The sequence below is a fragment of the Streptomyces sp. NPDC104761 genome (assembly GCF_055583445.1).
On the sequence record NZ_JBVJNZ010000006.1, the window covers coordinates 98182 to 114100 of the forward strand.

Consider the following 15919-nt stretch of genomic DNA (forward strand, 5'->3'; position numbering starts at 1 on the left):
CTACCGGGCCAGCTCGGCCGCGAGGTACGCGGTGATCGCCTCGACGGTCGGGTGGTCCCAGGCCATGGTGGGCTCCACGACGAGCCCGTAGTGGTCCTCGACGTCGCCGCAGAGGTTCAGCGCGTACACGGAGTCGAGTCCCATTTCGGTGAGTTGCGCGCCCTCGTCGATGTCGGCCGGCGCGCACTCAAGGTAGTAGGCGACGCGGTCGAGCAACCAGGTGCGGATCGCCTCGGGCGAGGCGGTGGCGGACGGGGCAGTGGCTTCGGTCATCGGTCAACTCCCTTGTCGGGTCCGGCCTGTGTGGCGAGCCCGGTACGGAACAGGTCGAAGGTGCGGGCGCCTCGATGCCGTTCGGTGAGTTCCTCGAACAGGGCCTCGACGGCGGGTTCGGGCAGGGGATCGCGGCGCAGGCCGAGTTGTTCGGCGAGCCGCCGCAGCGCCGCGGTGACCCACAGCGGATCGGCGAGGAAGGGATCGTGGGAACCGGCCGCCCGCCACACGCCGAGGCAGGCGGCGGCCGCGAGGAGGAAGACGTATCGCTCGGCCAGCAGGAAGGCGCCTCGTCCTGCCACTGGTGTGCGGTCCCGGGGTGGCAGTGCGGCCGCCCGCCGCGTCAGGTCGGCCAGCCCGTCCGTGAACATGGAGGCGAGTTCGGCGAGTTCGGCGAGTTCGGCGAGCTCCGGTCGGTCGGCCGCCTCCCGGGCGAGCTCGTCGGCGAGCTCCGGGAGCACACCGGCCAGGCTGTCCGCGCCACGGGCGGTCAGTTCCAGCCGGGCGAAGTCAAGTCCGGGCAGCGGGTCATGGAGGCGGAACAGTGTTTCGGGAGCCGCGGGTGCGGAGGGCAGGCGGTCCAGGGCCGGCCGCCAGGCCCGCTCGGCGAGCCGCGGCAGCTGCGGCACGATGTTCGACAAGCACACGGCCCCGCTCGCATGGGCGAGTGCGACCACGGGCAGGTCCCGGGCGGCCTTCTGGAAGCCGGCGTACGGGCCTTCGCGCAGGTAGCTGCGGGCACCCAGCAGCACACCCAGCCGGTACGAGCTGTCCTGCAGCAGTTTCGGCACGAGGTACTTCACGGCCGCCGACCGGACGCTCGCTTCCTCGGGCAGCAGATGCAGCGACCGGGCGGCGACCATGGACAGCGCATCGCAGATCAGCAGGTCGACGAAGGCGTCGGCCAGCACGGAGCGGGGCAGCGGCAGTGCGCTCACCGGCCGCCCGTACAGCCGTCGCTCCCCCGCGAAGGTGAGGACCGCGCGCAGCTGTGCGTCCCCGACGCCGACGACCATGGCCGGCAGCACGCACCGGGTCACCTGGAAGACCTTCAGCACGGTCTCCATGGCGCCGCCCTCCTGGCCGAGCAGCGACTCGGCGGGGACGGCACAGTCGTCGAAGGCAACGGAGCCGAGCAGGCAGCCCCGCACACCCGAGGTGACGTACCGGGCGGAGCGGTCCGCGTCCTCGGCGGGCAGCGCGTCGAGGTCCACCAGCAGATGCGAGTGGCCGCGGCTGCCCGGCCGATCGTCGGTGCGGGCGAACAGGACGGCGGCCTCGGCCCGGCCGATGTTGTTGACCAGCTGCTTTCCCCCGTCGAGGAGGTAACCGCCGCCGGGTGCGGGCCGGGCGGCAAGCGACACGCGGGCGAAGTCGCTGCCGTGGTCGAGCTCGGTGTAGGCGGCGACGATCCGGCCGCCGCCGCACAACAGCTCGGCCGCCTCGCGCTGTTGCTCGGCGTTGCCGTCCGCCCAGACCGGCAGGCCCGCGATGAAACTGGTGACGCCGTGGCCGATGCCGAGGCTGCAGTCCCGCCGGAACAGGCTCCGCATGAGCAGCGCGAAGCGGTCGGCGCGCGCGAAGCGTCCGCCGAGGGCGGCCGGGACGAACTCGGCCCCGAGCCCGAACGCGGACAGCACCCGCTCCCCTTCGGACAGCAGCTCCCCGCGCTCGTCGGCATCGAGGACGGCCCGCAGGCCGAGCGGGTTGTCCGGGTCGTCCGGGTCGCCGAGCAGGGCCTCCAGACGGCGGATGCGCTCCAGGGTGGCGTCACCGTCTACCGGTGCCTGGGTCACGCCGGTGGTCAGCAGGTCCGTCATGCCGCGTCCTTCGTCGAACGGGAGGGGTCGGTCGCCGTGCCGCCCGGTGTTGCGCTCTCGGCCAGCGGGCAGTGCAGCAGCGAGAACAGCAGTCCCTGCTCGGCCTGGGCGGACAGCGCGGGCAGCAGACGGTCCAGGGCCGGGCCGTCGGCGTCGTCCAGGTCGGGCACCCGGGTCAGGCGGTGCAGCAGCCGCGCCAGCACGGCGTCCAGCCAGGCGGCGTCCTCCCACAGCAGGCCACGGGCCCGGGCGGTGCCGGTGTTCTCCAGCCACAGGTGCAGGCTCGCCGCACCCGCGTACACCAGGGCGTAACTGCGGGCCGACGCGAACGCGGTCGCGGGCACGGCACGCGCACTGTGCCGATGGGCGGCCATCTCCTCGTGCACCTCGTCCGCGACGGCAAGCAGGGCCCGGGCGCGGTCGCCCACGGAGGGCGGCGCCGCCGCCTGAACCCGGCGCACGGCCTCGGGCAGGGACTGCACGACGCCGGCACCGGAGCGCGCGTACAGGGTGAGCCGGCCGTGGTCGAGGGCGGGCGGCGGTCCGTCGAGCCGGGCGGCCGCGGCGACCCCGTCCAGGTCGGCGAGCCGTCTGCGCCACCCGCGGCAGAGCACGGGGAACTGGTTGATCAGGGAGTTGAGGTTGACGGCCGTACTGCCGTCGAAGATGCCGACGATACGGTGATCCCGCTCCAGCTTCTGGAAGGCGCCGTCGGCGAAGTCCGCCACCAGCATCGCCCGGGCGCCGAGCAGTCCGCGCAGTGCGCCGATCACCTCGTCGCCCAGGGTCGGCACCAGGTATTTGACCGCGGCCGACACCACACTCTGCTCCTCGGTCAAGGTGTGCGCGGAACGGGTCGCGACCAGGCTCACCGCCTCCATGGCCAGCAGGTCGGCGTGGCACTCGGCCAGAGTGCGCGCGGCGTGCGGGAGTTCGGCGAGTAGGCGCCGGTACAGACGGTGGGTCCGGGCGAAGCCGACCGCGATGCGCAGCGCGTGGTCCGTCATGCCCAGCGACATCGCGGAGCACAGGGTGCGGGTGATCTGGAAGCCCTTGAGGACCGTCTCCAGGCCCTCGCCCTCCCTTCCCACCAGGGCGTCGGCGGGTATCTCGGCGCCGTCGAAGGCGATGCCGCTGATGTCCGCGCCCCGCACGCCGTGCGTCGGCACGTGCGGCATCGGGCCCCAACTGCCCTGGGCCAAGCGGGCCTTGTCGACCAGGAAGAGGCTGAAGCCGCGGCTGCCTCCCTGCGGACTCGTGCGGGCCAGGACGCAGACGAGATCGGCCCGTGTCGCGTTGTTGATGAGCCACTTCTCCCCGTCGAGCCGCCAGCCGCGCTCGGTGCGTTCGGCCCGCAGCCCGCCGGCCAGCAGGTCGCTGCCATGGGCCTGTTCGGTGAGCGCCAGGGAGACCACGGCACCCTGGTTGATCCGCTCGGCCAGCACTTCGGCCTGCTCCTTGCGACCCGCCACCCAGACGGACACGGCACCCAGATAGGTCTTGGCATGGGCGAGGGCGGAGGTGAAGTCGCGGCGGGAAAGGATCCTGATCAGCTGCGACAACTCCTCGCTGCCGCGCAGCTCGCCCCCGTGTTCGGCGGGCACGAACCAGCGCGGCACCCCGAGCGCGTCCAGCTCCCGGCAGACGGCATCGGGGAACGCCTCCGTCCGGTCGAGCTCCGCGACCCGCCGGTAGGAGAACTCCCGGCGTTCGTCATGCGGGTCGCCAAGACGCGCCTCCAGCTCCCTGGCCAGGGCCAGCGGGTCCCAGTCCGCACCGGCCGGCGTGGGCGGCACGGTCAGCTCGTACCCGGGGCCGGCAGGGCCAGGGCCTGTCGCACGGAAGGCGGCACGCAGCTCGGCGGACAACTCCTCGCGGAGCGAAGCCAGTTCGCCGCTCTCGAACAACGTCCGCAGCTGTGTGCGCCGGATCTTGCCGCTCGTGGTGCGGATGATCCGTCCCGGCCTGACCAGGACGACACCGCCGATCCGGACCCCGAGGCGCCGGGCGAGCCCGGCCCGCGCGGTGCGGGCCAGAGCGGTCAGTTCGCCGGCGGAGCGGCCGCGGCCGCGTACCTCCTGCACCGCCACGATCTCCTCGGCACCGCCGTCGCCGGGCCGGCACGCGAAGACGGCGGCGGGCAGCTCGGCGAAGGCCTCGTCGACATCGCGCAGTTCGCGCTCGATGTCGTGCGGATACAGGTTCCGCCCGCGCACGATGATCATTTCCTTGATGCGGCCGGTGACGTACAGCTGCCCGGAGCGCAGCGCCCCCAGGTCGCCGGTGCGCAGGAAGGGTCCGTGACCGTCGGCGGTCATCGCGTGGAAGGCCCGCTCGGTCTCTTCGGGCCGGTTCCAGTACCCGAGGGCTACGCTGCCGCCCCGGATCCAGATCTCACCGACCCTCCCCTCGGGCAGCTCGGTCCCGGTCGCGGCGTCCACGACACGCACATCGAGGTCGCGCACCACACCGCTGCTGGCCAGCTGCCGCACCGCCGCTCCCGGCCGGGCTTCGGCCAGCTCGTCGCGGGCCAGGGCCGCGGAGTCGGCGCGCAGGACGGTCGGCGGCTCGTCGGCCGGTGTGCCCGAGACGTAGAGCGTGGCCTCGGCGAGTCCGTAGCCGGGAAGCAGGGACCGCGCCGAGAAGCCCGCGTCCGCGAAGCGCTCCGCGAAGCGGGTCAGGGTCGCGGCGTCGACCGGCTCGGCCCCGTTGCACGCGTACGTCCAGCGGGACAGGTCGAGCCCCGCGGTCTGCTCCTCGGTGAGGTGCCGCGCGCACAGGTCGTAGGCGAAGTTCGGGGCGCAGCTGATCTGGGCACCGTGCCGGTCGATCAGCCGCAGCCAGGAGACCGGGTGCTTGAGGAAGTCGGTGGGTGGCATCAGCACGGCGGTGCCGCCCAGGTGGAGCGGGGCGAGCATCATCGCGATGAGTCCCATGTCGTGGTGGGCGGGCAGCCAGCTGCACCAGGTCATGCCGCCGTGCCAGCCGTGGCTGTCGCGCATCAGCCGCAGGTTGTGCACGAGCGCGCCGTGCTGGACCATCACGCCCTTCGGATCGCTGGTGGAGCCGGAGGTGTACTGCAGGAAGCACAGCGTCCCCGGTTCCACGGGGTGTTCGGCCCAGGCCCCGGCGTCGCCCGCGCGCTCGGCCGTCTCCACCGTGGCCACGGCCAGTGCCGGCGGCTCGGCCCGGTCGGCCTCCAGCCAGCGGGTCACGGCAGGCAGCCCCGCCTCGTCGGTCAGCAGCAGCCGGGCCCCGGTGTCGGCGGCGATCGCCGAGGTACGCGACTCCTGGCGCCCGAACCCGCCGGGCAGGGGCACCGGCACCGGCACCGCTCCCGCGTAGAGGCAGGCGAGGAAGGCACGGACGAACCCGGTGCCCGGGCCGCAGCAGACCAGTACCCGCTCACCGGGCGCCGTCCGCCGCCCGAGCCACTGCGCCGAGGCCCTGGCCAGGTGGTCGAGTTCGCCGTACGACAGGTCCTCCTCGGTCCGTCCGGCGAAGCGGACGGCGCTGTGCGCGGGCTCCTGTGCGGCCCTGCGGCGCAGCGCGCTGACGAAGCTCTCGAAGTCGGTCACCCCAATTACTCACCCTCTGCGGCCTGTCGGGCCGCGTTCGCACAGCAGCGGTACGGGCGTCAGCCAACCGGCGTCCGCTATGCGGCTCCTATACGCGGTCTTGTGGCGCCCTGACGGCAGGTGGGGCGGATCTGCGGTCCGCGCCCAGGGGCGGCCCCGGGGGGCGGCTCAGCCGCATCCCCCGGCGTGCCCGTCGTCGACGGACCGTTCCGGCGCGGCGAGCGGGCCCCCCGTGGCATCCGGGCCGTCGTCCGGGGGTTCCGCGAGCGACGGGTTCGTCGCGGCGAGTGCCGCGACGAAGGCGGGCAGCCGGTCGACGCCCCAGTACTTGTCGTAGTGGTCCACGAAGAAGGGAACGCCGAAGACACCGTCGCGTTGTATCTCCAGCAGGACCCGCACCCCCTCGGCGCGCAGCTCCAGGTCGTCGGAGGCGGAGGCCAGTTCCTCGGGGTCCAAGCCGAGTTCGGCGCCGAGCCCGGCGATCACCGACCGGTCACAGACATCCTGCCCCTGTTCCCAGCGGGCCCGGGCGGCGAGTGCGATGTACTCGGGTCCCCGGCCGTGCCGGGCCGCCGCCAGGTACCCGAGGTGCGGCACCTCCCACACGGGGTCCCGGTCCACCGGCCAGCTGAACGCCAGCCCCCGCTCGGCGGCCAACCGCCGTACGTCCTGGAGGATGTAGCGGTGCTTCTCCGGGGACATGGGCGTGTAGGGGAAGCTGCCGCCGGCCTCGGCCAGCAGCTTCCGGCTCAGCTCGTCCGGCTCGAAGAACGGCACCCACTCCAGGGCGGCGGCGGTGCGCGGATACGACCGGAGCAGGTCCCGGTAGGCGAGCCAGGAGTACGGGCTGCGCAGCGAGAAGTAGAAACGCGGGGGCCGTCTGGTGCGGCGGCCCGCACGGGCCGTGGCGCTCACAGGGCGATGCCGCCGTCCACCTGGAATACCTGGCCCGTGATGTACGACGCCTCGGGCGAGACCAGGAAGGAGACGAGCGAGGCGACATCGTCGGCGCTGCCGAAACGCTTGAGCGGGATGCGGCCCAGCATCTCCTTGGCCGTCTTCGGCGGCAGCACCGACGTCATGTCGGTGTCGATGAAGCCGGGCGCCACCGCGTTGGCACGTATCCCGTGCCGGCCGGCCTCCTTCGCGAAGGAACGGGTGAAACCGATGATCCCGGCCTTCGACGCCGAGTAGTTGGTCTGTCCCGCGTTGCCGGCCACGCCCGCCACCGAGGAGAGGGTGACCACGGTGCCGCCGCCTCGTCTGACCATCGGGAAGGCGACCGCGCGGCACAGGTTGTAGGTACCGTCGAGGTTGGTGCGCACGACCGCGTCCCAGGCCTCGTCCGGCATCAGGACCAGCGGGCTGTCCCGGGTGATGCCGGCCGAGGTGACCGCGGCCGACGGCGGGCCGAGTTCCTCCTCGGCCGCGGCGACGAAGTCCCCCACCTGTGCCCGGTCCGCCACATCCACGCGGCGGGAGAGCACCCGGCGTCCCGCCGCCCGTACCTGCTTCTCCACCAGGGCCGCGGCCTGGTCGTCGGAGCGGTAGCAGAAACCGATGTCGTAGCCGTCCCTGGCCAGGCGTTCGACGACCGCCCGGCCGATGCCGCGCGACCCCCCGGTGACCAGCGCGACCTTGTCGCTCTGTGCGGCCTGTGCGGCCTGTGCGTCCTGTGCAGACATTGCGTCCCCTCCTCAGACGTTCAGCGCGGTGCGGTCGGCTGCCGGGCGCAGGTCGTCGACGTCGCGCAGCGCCACCACGAACGAGCCGATCCGCAGCACCTCGCGGCCGCCGGCGTACGTCTCGCCCGCGAGGACCGCCGTCTCGCCGGCGGACTTCACCAGGCGCACCCGGTGCTCCAGGACGTCACCCGGGTAGGCCCGCACGCCGACGGTCACCTCGTTGATGGAGCCCGCCAGTTCGAGCTTCCCGGCCAGCACGTCCGGGTTGGGCGTCTCCCACACCGACAGCAGCACCGCGGACTGCGCCCACGACTCGATGACGAGGGAGGTGGGGTAGGCGTAGTCGGCCGGGGCGGCTTCCTGGCCGAGCCGGGCGTAGCAGGGTTCGTTGCCGGAGACGGCCTTGAGCGCGGTCAGGGTCTCGCCCGGCACCACCCGCGTGACACGGTCGACCAGGAGGATCTCCCCCCGGTGCGGGATGGTGTTCTTGATCCGGACGCTGCCGTACCCGGTCACGGGGTGTCCTCTTCCTGGTCGTGCTGGTGCCGCACGCGGTAGCGCAGGCGGATGTCGGCGACCTTGCCGCGGTTGGTGGCGACGGCCGCCTTGAAGAGCAGCCCGGCCGCGTTGTCGACGACGGACACGTCGGACAGGACCCGGTCGCCCGGGAAGACGGGCCGATGGAAACGGCAGCGGTCCATGGCGACCAGTTCGACGTCGGCGCCGTCCGCCGCGGGCACGTTGGTCCTGGCCCACTGGCGCACGGTGCGGTCCGCGGCCTCGATGAGGAACACGCCGGGCAGCACCGGAAAGCCGGGGTAGTGACCGGCGAGAACGGGGTCGTCGTCCACCGGGGCTTCGAAGACGGTGGCCGAGCCCTCGGCGCCGGTGCGGATCGTCTCCAGATCGCCCAGCGGCGAAGCGGCGCTCACCGTGTCTCCCGCAGCTTGCTCTCCAGCAGGTCGTACGTGGCCTGGAGGGAGCTGATCGAGGCCAGCTCGGTCTCGGCGAGCCGCACCCCGTACTCCTTCTCCAGGCGCACGGTGATCTCCAGTGCCATCAGGGAGTCGACGTCCAGGTCGTCCATGAAGTGGGCGTCGTCGGTGACCTCGGCCACGTCCAGATCCAGGACGTCGGCCACCAGATGACGCAGCTGCTCCTTGTCGAGCCCGGATGTGGTGATGTCGGCCATGGTGTGCACGCGTCCTTTCGGTGGTGGTGGATGTACGGGCGGTGCGACGCGGGGGTACGTCGGCGTCATCTGGTGCCGGTACGCAGGACGACCGCGCCGGTCTGGCCGTCCGGGTCGAGGGAGGTGACCAGTACCGGCCGGTCCGCTTCCGCGGTGAGGGCCGCGGCGAGCTGGAGCGACGCGGAGGCCGCACCGCAGTCGCCGGTGAGTCTGCGCAGCCGCAGCCGGTCCGGCCGGTGCTCGCCGAAGATGCCCGCGAGTGCCGCGTCCTCGCGGGCGCCCAGCGGTCCGCCGCTGTCCGAGGGCACCAGCAGGCCGACCTCCTCAGGGCGCACGTCGGCCTCCTTGAGGGCCTCGGTGACGGCCCGTCCCAGGGCCTCGTCGGCCCGCTCGGGGTCGGCGAAGGCGATGAACCGGGCACCGCCCAGTACGGCGAGAGCGCTGCGGCCGTGGGCGCGGGCCCTGGCGAGCGGTTCGAGCAGGAAGAGCGCGCAGCCCTCACCGAGCGGCCCGGCGGGCTGCCGGTGCGGCCCGCCGGTACGGGCCCGGTACTCCAGCCAGGCGCGCTCGGTCGAGAACTCCTCGACGGCGCCGCACAGCACGGCCTCGCAGTGCCGCTGCCGCAGCAGCCGCGTCGCGTAGTTGAGCGCCAGCAGACCGGTCACCGCACCGCCCGCCACGGTGGTGTTGGGGCCGCGCAGCGTGTGCCAGATGGCGCTCTGGCCGGCGGCCCTGTTCATCACCGTGTTCGGGAACAGCGCCGGGTCGACGTGGAAGGGCCTCTCGCCGGTCAGGGAGTCCCGGGTGAAGTCCATGATGCTCTGCACGCTGCCGTGCCCGGTGCCCAGCACCATGCCCACGGCTTCCGGGTGGTCCTGGGCGAGGCCCGGGCCGGCCTGTTCCAGGAGCAGCCCGGCGGTGGCGACGGCGAGGGCGGTGGCGCGGTCCATCGCCCGGGTCCCCTTGCGGCCCAGCACGGCTCGTGGGTCGAAGTCCGGTACGCGGCCGGCCCGTTCGTACGGGCCGAGGTCCGCCGTGCCGTCGGCGGCCCGCACCGCCGGACGGTTGTCCCGTACGCCTTCGGTGAAGGGCTCGGCGCCGCGCCCGTACGGCGACACCGCGGACCAGCCGGATACGACCAGGGTGTCCGGGTCCGCCCCGGTGGCAGGACTGAGACTCATCGCTGTCTGCTCCAGAAGGTGGAAGTCGGTGGAAGTCGTAGGGGAACGGGCGGCGGGGCTCAGCCCCACGCACCGGCGGCGGCGTGCAGTTCCGCGCCGTCCACGCCGATGGTGTTGCCGGTCAGCCACGAGGACTCGCTCCGGGAGAGCAGCGCGACGGCGTCCGCGACGTCCTCGGGGCGCGTCAGACGGCCGTGCGGGTTGTTCTCGGCGGCGCGCTCCAGGTAGCCGGCGTGTTCGGGGATGCGGCGCAGCGCGGGGGTGTCGGTGGTGCCCGCACGCAGGGCGTTCACCGCGATACCGCTGGTCGCCAACTCGCAGGCCAGCTGGCGGACATGGGACTCCAGGGCGCTCTTGGCCGCGGAGACCGCACCGTAGCTGGGCAGGTGCTGCGAGGTGCCGGCGCTGGTCATCGCGTAAACCTTGGAGCCGGTGCGCAGCAGCCCGGCGGCGTACAGGTCCTGCGTCCAGTAGACGAGGCTGTTGGCCATGACGTCGAGGGTCATCTCCAGCTGCCGTGCGGCGATCGGCTGCTGCCGGCCGTCGCGCGGAAGGAAGGGCATCAGGCTGCCGAAGGCGAGCGAGTGGACGAGGATGCGGATGCCTCCCGAGGCGCCGGTCAGTTCGGCGAGCTCGGCGACGAGCCCTTCGCGGGTGGCGCGCGCGGCGGCGTTGGCGTTGAAGAAGTGCGTCTCGACGCCCCGCGCGCGTAGTTCGGCGACCAGCTCCTCGATCTCCTCGGCGCGCGCCGCCGTGTCGAAGTGCACCCCGGCGATGTTGACACCCTCGGCGGCGAGCCCGAGGGCGATGGCCCGGCCGATACCGCTGGAGGCCCCGAGGACCAGGCACCAGCTCCCTTCAAGCGGCTTCAGCATGCTGTGACTCCTGTGTCTGGTGGGGCGATACGGGGCTGACGCGGACCAGGGCGACATGACCGGCGCCGGTCGCGCAGACGACGAGCCGGTCGCCGCCCGCCCGCGCGGTGACGGCGCGGGCGAGGGCCAGGGCGGGGCCCAGGCAGCCGGTCCGGCGCGGCGGCAGGGGCCGTCCGGGCCCGGCTGGGTCGTGGGCCTCGGGCGGCCCGTCCGGGTGCGGGCCCGCGGCGTGCGGCTGCGGCTGCTGGACGGGGATGCCGGTGACCGCCGCGGCCACCGCCTCGGAGACCGCCGAGGAGTCCAGGTCCAGGTGGACGGTCGGGGGCGGGTCTGCCGCCGGGAGCAGCCGGGCGAGCGCCGCCGTGAGGGCGCGGTCGGCGCGGGCCCGCCCGTGCGTGGCCTCCAGCGCCGGGGGCGGTAGGAACAGCGAGCGGGTCCACAGGGTGGCGTGCACCTCGGTGCCCCGGGCCCGGGCCGCGGCGGCGGGCTCCAGCGTGAGCGCCACGGCGCCCGTCTCGCCCCCGCCTCCGCGGGCGGCCGGAACGGGCTCCTCGGCCGCGGCCAGCACCAGCGTGTCGCACCGGCCCGAGGCCAGGGCGAGCGCGCCGGTGGACAGGGCGTCCAGGGCAGCCGTACGGGCGGTGGCGACGGTCAGGGCGAAGCCGTTCATCGAGAGTTCGGCGGCCAGCCGGTTGCCGAGGACGTTGACCGCGAAGTACGGCGCCGAAGCGGGCGGGATACCGGCCGCGCTCTCGGCGGCGACGGTCGCGTCCATACTGTCGAACAGACCGGCGAGCCCGGCGTTGGTGGCGAGCAGGAGGCCACGCCGGTCCGCCGGATACGCCTCGGGACACCCGCCGTCCGCGAGCGCGGCACGGGCTGCGGCGAGGACGTACCGGGCGGCCGCGGGCAGGTACTTGTAGCCGCGCGGACCGAGCCGCGCCCGGTGGTCGAACCACTCGGCGTCCGGGGACGCCGCGGCCCCGCCCGCCACGGCCGTCTCCGGGGCGTCGCCCCACGGGGAGACCACCCCCACACCGGTGACGGCCAGTTCGGCCGGAGCCGCATACCCGGTGCTCACCACGGCTCACCCCCGTCGTCCGGTCCGGGTCCGCCGGCCAGCACGAGGGAGGCGTTGTTCCCGCCGAACCCGTACGCGTTGACCAGCACCCGGCGGGCCGTCGCGGGCAGCGGCACCGCCTCGCACTGCGGCAGCAGCACCTCGCACTCCGGGTCCTGCTCCTTCAGCGGCACGTTCGGCGGAATCACGCCGTGCCGCAGAATCTGCGCCGCCGCGACCGCCGCCAGCGCGGCGGACGCGCCGCCGGTGTGACCGAGCAGCGCCTTGAGGCTGTACAGGGGCACGCGCGCGGCACGCGGGCCGAGGACCCGGTGCAGGGCGCGGCTCTCCAGGACGTCGTTGAGCCGGGTGCCGGTGCCGTGCGGGACCACGCAGCCGACTTCGGGTGCCGTGCTCCCCAGGGCCTCGCGCATGGCGCGGACGATCTGTTCGCCGTCGGACCGGGGAGCGGTCGGATGGTCGGCGTCACAGCTCCATGCGACCCCGGTCAGCCGCAGCACGCGGCCGGGGCCCTGCGGTGTGCCGCCGTCGTGGGACAGGACATCCCGGGCCCGGGCGTGGTCGGCCGACTCCACGACGAGCATGCCCGCGCCCTCGGCGAAGACCGTGCCGGCGCGGTCCTTCTCGAAGGGGCGGCAGCGCTCCGGGTCGACGGCGCCGAGCCGGTTGAAGCAGCCGAGCGCGACGCGCGAGTAGGGGTCGGAGCCACCGGCGATCACGACCTCCGCCTCGCCCGCGCGCACCAGGTCCGCCGCGATGCCCAGGGCGTACCCGCCTGCCGCGCAGGCGTTGGCGACGTCGTGGACGGTGGCGAACAGCCCAAGTTCGGCGGCGAGCGCCGCCGCGAGGCGGAACGGCGGCAGCCAGCCCCCGCCGCCCCGGCCGCGCTCGTTGGACCCCGGCTCGCCCATGCAGCTGCCGACGACCACGGCCGTGCGGGCGGCGGCCAGGGACGCGGCGTCGAGCCCGGCGTCCGCGAGCGCCTCGGCGGCGGCGAGCGAGGCGAACCGCGTCGCCCGCTCGGCCGTCAGGTCGGGATCGGGCACCAGGCCGATCAGCGGCAGGTCCATCCGGGCGAGCGGGTCCGCCGGCCGGTCGGGCAGGCGGGTACCGGCCGCCGTCATGGCCTGCCACAGCGTGTCCGCGCCGGCACCGTGGCAGGTGACGGCGCCGACCCCGGTGACCACGACCTCGACCTCGCGGTTCATGCCGTCCGGCCCTCCAGGGCCGCGTTCATACGGTCGTCGAAGGGCACCAGGGACCAGTCGCGGCGGTTCTCGATCACCGCGTAACCGTGGGTGATCCGGCCGGTCGCGGTCTGCACGAGCGTGCCGTCGCGCACCACGTAGGTGTCCATGCGGGAGTCGTACGTGAACCCCTTGAAGACGCTCTCCACGGTGAGGACCACGTACAGGTCCTCCTCCATACGGGCCTCGTCCAGGACGGTGATCCGCGAGTGCGGCACCACCGGGATCCAGTTCCGCTCGTCCAGGAGCGTCTTGATGGACACACCGCGGTCGGCGACCAAGCGGTCCTTGGCCTCCTCCATCAGGCGCAGGTAGCCGGACATCTGCTGGCGCTCGGTGAAGTGGCAGTACCAGTACGGGATCCGGAACCTCCAGGCGTACGCGTTGCGCCCCGCCGTCAGCTCCTTGACCAGGTCGTCGGCGGAGAGGTCCGCCGCCACCGGCTCCGACTCCCAGCCGGGTTCGGCGGCGAGCCGGTCGACAGCGAAAGGCGCGAGCGGGGCCGGGACGGGCTCCGCGCCACCGCCTCGCGGGTCGAGGCGGAGCTGCACCCGGACGGTCGAGGTGACGGCCTTGAGCTCGGTCTCTCGCCGCACGTGCAGCGTGACGGCGAAGAGCAGTTCGCCGTCCTTCGCCCTGCGGTGCGGCCGAACCTCGGCGACGGCCGTGTCGTCGATGTGGAAGGCGTGCAGGATGCGGGTGTCGATGTCGACGATGTCCGTGCACAGGCCGTACACCTCGTAGATGGTGCCCGGAGCGATCCCGGCCTGCCTGAGGTGGTTCAGGACGGCTTCCTCGACGAGGTAGTTGACGTGCTTGAACCCGATCCAGGTGCAGATGTTGGAGCCCTCGTAGCGGGGGCGGATCTCCAGTCGGCTGGGCTCCTTCAGGGCGAGGACCGAGGCGGCGAGGTCGGCGGGGTGCGTGGTCACGGCGACTCCGGTGCGTAGAGGTGGAGTTACTGGCAGGCGGGAGGGGAAGCGGGGTGGAGCGGGGAGGGAATCGGTCAGGAGGCGGCGCGGGCCGGGAGCGCCGTACCGCCGGCGAGGCCGGGAAAGACCTCGCCCAGCAGGCCGTGCACCGCGTCCGCGAAGCGCTGCGGCTGTTCGGCCATCGCGAAGTGGCCGCAGTCCCCGAAGAGCTGGAACCTGCCATCGGGCAGGGCCGCGGCCAGCGCCCGGGCGTCGTCCGGCGGGGCGGCGAAGTCGTCCGCGCCGGCCAGCACGAGCACCGGCAGGCGGAGCGCGTCGACGTCGAGCCAGGGACTGCGCAGGTACGCGCCGAAGAACTGCTGCCAGCCGTACGGCCCGATCCGGTCCCGCACCCGTAGCGCCATGGCGCTGCGCAGCTCGGGCGAGATGCGGTCTCCCGCGCCGATCCGCAGCCCCTCCTCCAGGATGCGGTGGAAGCCGCCGAGGTAGTACTGGGCGTCGTCCCAGCCGAAGTCCGCGGGACTGCGCCGGTGGAACGGGGCGACCACCACCACGGCCCCCGGCCCGCGCCCGGCTGCCCGGCGGGCGAGTACGTCCAGGGCGGGCCCCGCCGTGAAGGAGTGCACGACGAGCGCGTCCACCCCGCCGGGCACCCCGTTCAAGGCGTGCTCCACGTGGTCCGACGGGTCGTCCCGCAGGCTCCACCCGGGGTCGCCCTCGGCCCCCCAGGGCAGCACGGCCTCCCAGATCTCGACGCCGTCCGGCGCCAGCCGGTCGTAGGCGCGCCACACGGACGTACTGCCCGCCAGACCGTGCAGGAGCAGCATCCGCACCGGCGGCCCGGCGGCCCGGGCCGGGCGTCGTCGGCGGACGACGGCGACACGGTGCCCACCCGGCCCCAGGAGTCCACCGGGTCCGGCCGCGCCCTCCGAACCGGCGGAACCGGCCGAAGCAACTCTGGTATCCCCGTCCGGCGAGCCCTGCGCCCTCATCGCGCACTGCCCGCGAGCCCGGGCGCGACGGCGTACGGCACGGTCAGGATCAGAGCTGCGCCGGCGTCCTGCCCGCCGGCGTCACCGGTGCCCGCGCTGACGAGCACCACGTCGTCCGCTCCGCCGCGGCCGTCCAGCCAGACGGCCGCCGCCGCGCACTGCAGCACGCCATGCGCGCCGGACGAGGCACCGTGGAGCGCGGACAGGTCGCAGACCGGGACGCTTCCCACCGCCGCGCCGAGACCCGGCGCGGGGGCAGGTACTCCGTCGGGGTGCTCGGGTACACACCACAGCCCGACCGTGCCCGGCCACCGGCCCCGCACCTCGGCGACCGCGTCGGCGTGGCCGCCCCGGCGCGCGTACGGGCCGACGGCGGCCAGCGGGCGCACGCCCCGGGCCTCGGCAGACGCGGGTGACTCGACCACGAGCGCCACCGCACCGTCGAAGAGGTCGGGGGCGCCGCTCATGTCGTCCGGGTCCGCTCCGGGCGCGTCCGCGACATGGCGCACGGCCGGGTTGTCGGGCTCGACCCCGACGACGAGCATCCGCTCGACCCGGCCCGAAGCGATCATCAGCCGGGCCCAGTTGACGGCGTCGAGACCGGAGGTCGGCCCGTTGCACAGGGTCAGGTTGGCGCCGCGCAACCCGTGGGTGATGGCGACCCAGGAGGCGACGACGTTGCTGGAGGTGGCGGGCAGCATCATGGGGCTGGTCGCCAGGTAGCTGTCGTCAGCGATCGTCCGCACGGTCTGGCAGACCGTGTCGACGTTGCCGTAGTTGGTGCTCGCGCTCACGCCGACGCTCTCGCCCGGGACCCTCAGGCCGCCGGCGTCGTCGGTGAGTGCGGCCGCGCGCAGCGCGTCCCGGGCCGCCACCATGGCGAGCTTGGTGGCCCGGTCCTTGTAGCGCAGGCCGCGTCCGCTGAGCCGGGAGACCGGGTCCGCCGCCCGGCGGTGATCCGGGGGCAGCGGCTCGAGCAGGCCCTCCGGTCCCATAAGCCCGCGAACGGCGGTGCCCAGTCCGGTGATCACGGCGTGCGCCGTGGGTACGCTCCTCACTGGCC

At 73.9% G+C, this 15919-nt stretch carries 15 protein-coding genes; all 15 read right to left on the bottom strand.

The window, feature by feature from the left end:
- Positions 1-273 carry an acyl carrier protein gene (locus tag ACZ63F_RS18125; RefSeq protein ID WP_469712135.1) on the bottom strand — a complete coding sequence of 91 codons (273 nt, stop codon included), beginning with the start codon at positions 271-273 and terminating at the stop codon, positions 1-3.
- A complete protein-coding gene (locus tag ACZ63F_RS18130) occupies positions 270-2093 on the bottom strand; it encodes an acyl-CoA dehydrogenase (RefSeq protein ID WP_469712137.1) in 1824 nt (607 codons plus the stop codon). The genes ACZ63F_RS18125 and ACZ63F_RS18130 overlap by 4 nt, the downstream gene beginning before the upstream one ends.
- On the bottom strand, positions 2090-5671 hold the full coding sequence (locus ACZ63F_RS18135) for an AMP-binding protein (protein WP_469712139.1): 3582 nt from the start codon (positions 5669-5671) through the stop codon (positions 2090-2092). The genes ACZ63F_RS18130 and ACZ63F_RS18135 overlap by 4 nt, the downstream gene beginning before the upstream one ends.
- A 168-nt stretch (positions 5672-5839) precedes the next feature.
- A complete protein-coding gene (locus ACZ63F_RS18140) occupies positions 5840-6586 on the bottom strand; it encodes a DsbA family protein (protein ID WP_469712140.1) in 747 nt (248 codons plus the stop codon).
- Positions 6583-7356: a 3-oxoacyl-[acyl-carrier-protein] reductase gene (gene fabG, locus ACZ63F_RS18145; RefSeq protein ID WP_469712142.1), complete on the bottom strand. Its 774-nt coding sequence runs from the start codon at positions 7354-7356 to the stop codon at positions 6583-6585. Before fabG ends, ACZ63F_RS18140 begins: the two co-directional genes overlap by 4 nt.
- Positions 7357-7368: 12 nt before the next feature.
- Entirely contained in the window at positions 7369-7872 is a 504-nt protein-coding gene (locus ACZ63F_RS18150; protein WP_469712143.1) for a 3-hydroxyacyl-ACP dehydratase FabZ family protein, read from the bottom strand.
- Positions 7869-8288 carry a 3-hydroxyacyl-ACP dehydratase FabZ family protein gene (locus tag ACZ63F_RS18155; RefSeq protein WP_450755212.1) on the bottom strand — a complete coding sequence of 140 codons (420 nt, stop codon included), beginning with the start codon at positions 8286-8288 and terminating at the stop codon, positions 7869-7871. Before ACZ63F_RS18155 ends, ACZ63F_RS18150 begins: the two co-directional genes overlap by 4 nt.
- Positions 8285-8548, bottom strand: a complete 264-nt coding sequence (locus ACZ63F_RS18160; protein WP_469712145.1) for an acyl carrier protein — start codon at positions 8546-8548, stop codon at positions 8285-8287. Before ACZ63F_RS18160 ends, ACZ63F_RS18155 begins: the two co-directional genes overlap by 4 nt.
- A gap of 65 nt (positions 8549-8613) precedes the next feature.
- Entirely contained in the window at positions 8614-9729 is a 1116-nt protein-coding gene (locus ACZ63F_RS18165; protein WP_469712147.1) for a beta-ketoacyl synthase N-terminal-like domain-containing protein, read from the bottom strand.
- Between the two features lie 59 nt (positions 9730-9788).
- A complete protein-coding gene (locus tag ACZ63F_RS18170) occupies positions 9789-10604 on the bottom strand; it encodes an SDR family oxidoreductase (protein ID WP_450755206.1) in 816 nt (271 codons plus the stop codon).
- Complete coding sequence (locus tag ACZ63F_RS18175) at positions 10588-11685, bottom strand: beta-ketoacyl synthase N-terminal-like domain-containing protein (protein ID WP_469712148.1); 1098 nt, start codon at positions 11683-11685, stop codon at positions 10588-10590. Before ACZ63F_RS18175 ends, ACZ63F_RS18170 begins: the two co-directional genes overlap by 17 nt.
- Positions 11682-12893 (bottom strand): beta-ketoacyl-[acyl-carrier-protein] synthase family protein, encoded by a 1212-nt coding sequence (locus tag ACZ63F_RS18180; protein WP_469712150.1) that lies wholly within the window; start codon positions 12891-12893, stop codon positions 11682-11684. Before ACZ63F_RS18180 ends, ACZ63F_RS18175 begins: the two co-directional genes overlap by 4 nt.
- Positions 12890-13864 (bottom strand): acyl-CoA thioesterase, encoded by a 975-nt coding sequence (locus ACZ63F_RS18185; protein WP_469712151.1) that lies wholly within the window; start codon positions 13862-13864, stop codon positions 12890-12892. The genes ACZ63F_RS18180 and ACZ63F_RS18185 overlap by 4 nt, the downstream gene beginning before the upstream one ends.
- 74 nt (positions 13865-13938) lie before the next feature.
- Complete coding sequence (locus tag ACZ63F_RS18190; protein ID WP_469712509.1) at positions 13939-14691, bottom strand: alpha/beta hydrolase; 753 nt, start codon at positions 14689-14691, stop codon at positions 13939-13941.
- A gap of 161 nt (positions 14692-14852) precedes the next feature.
- Positions 14853-15914: a beta-ketoacyl synthase N-terminal-like domain-containing protein gene (locus ACZ63F_RS18195; RefSeq protein WP_469712153.1), complete on the bottom strand. Its 1062-nt coding sequence runs from the start codon at positions 15912-15914 to the stop codon at positions 14853-14855.
- Positions 15915-15919: the final 5 nt, after the last annotated feature.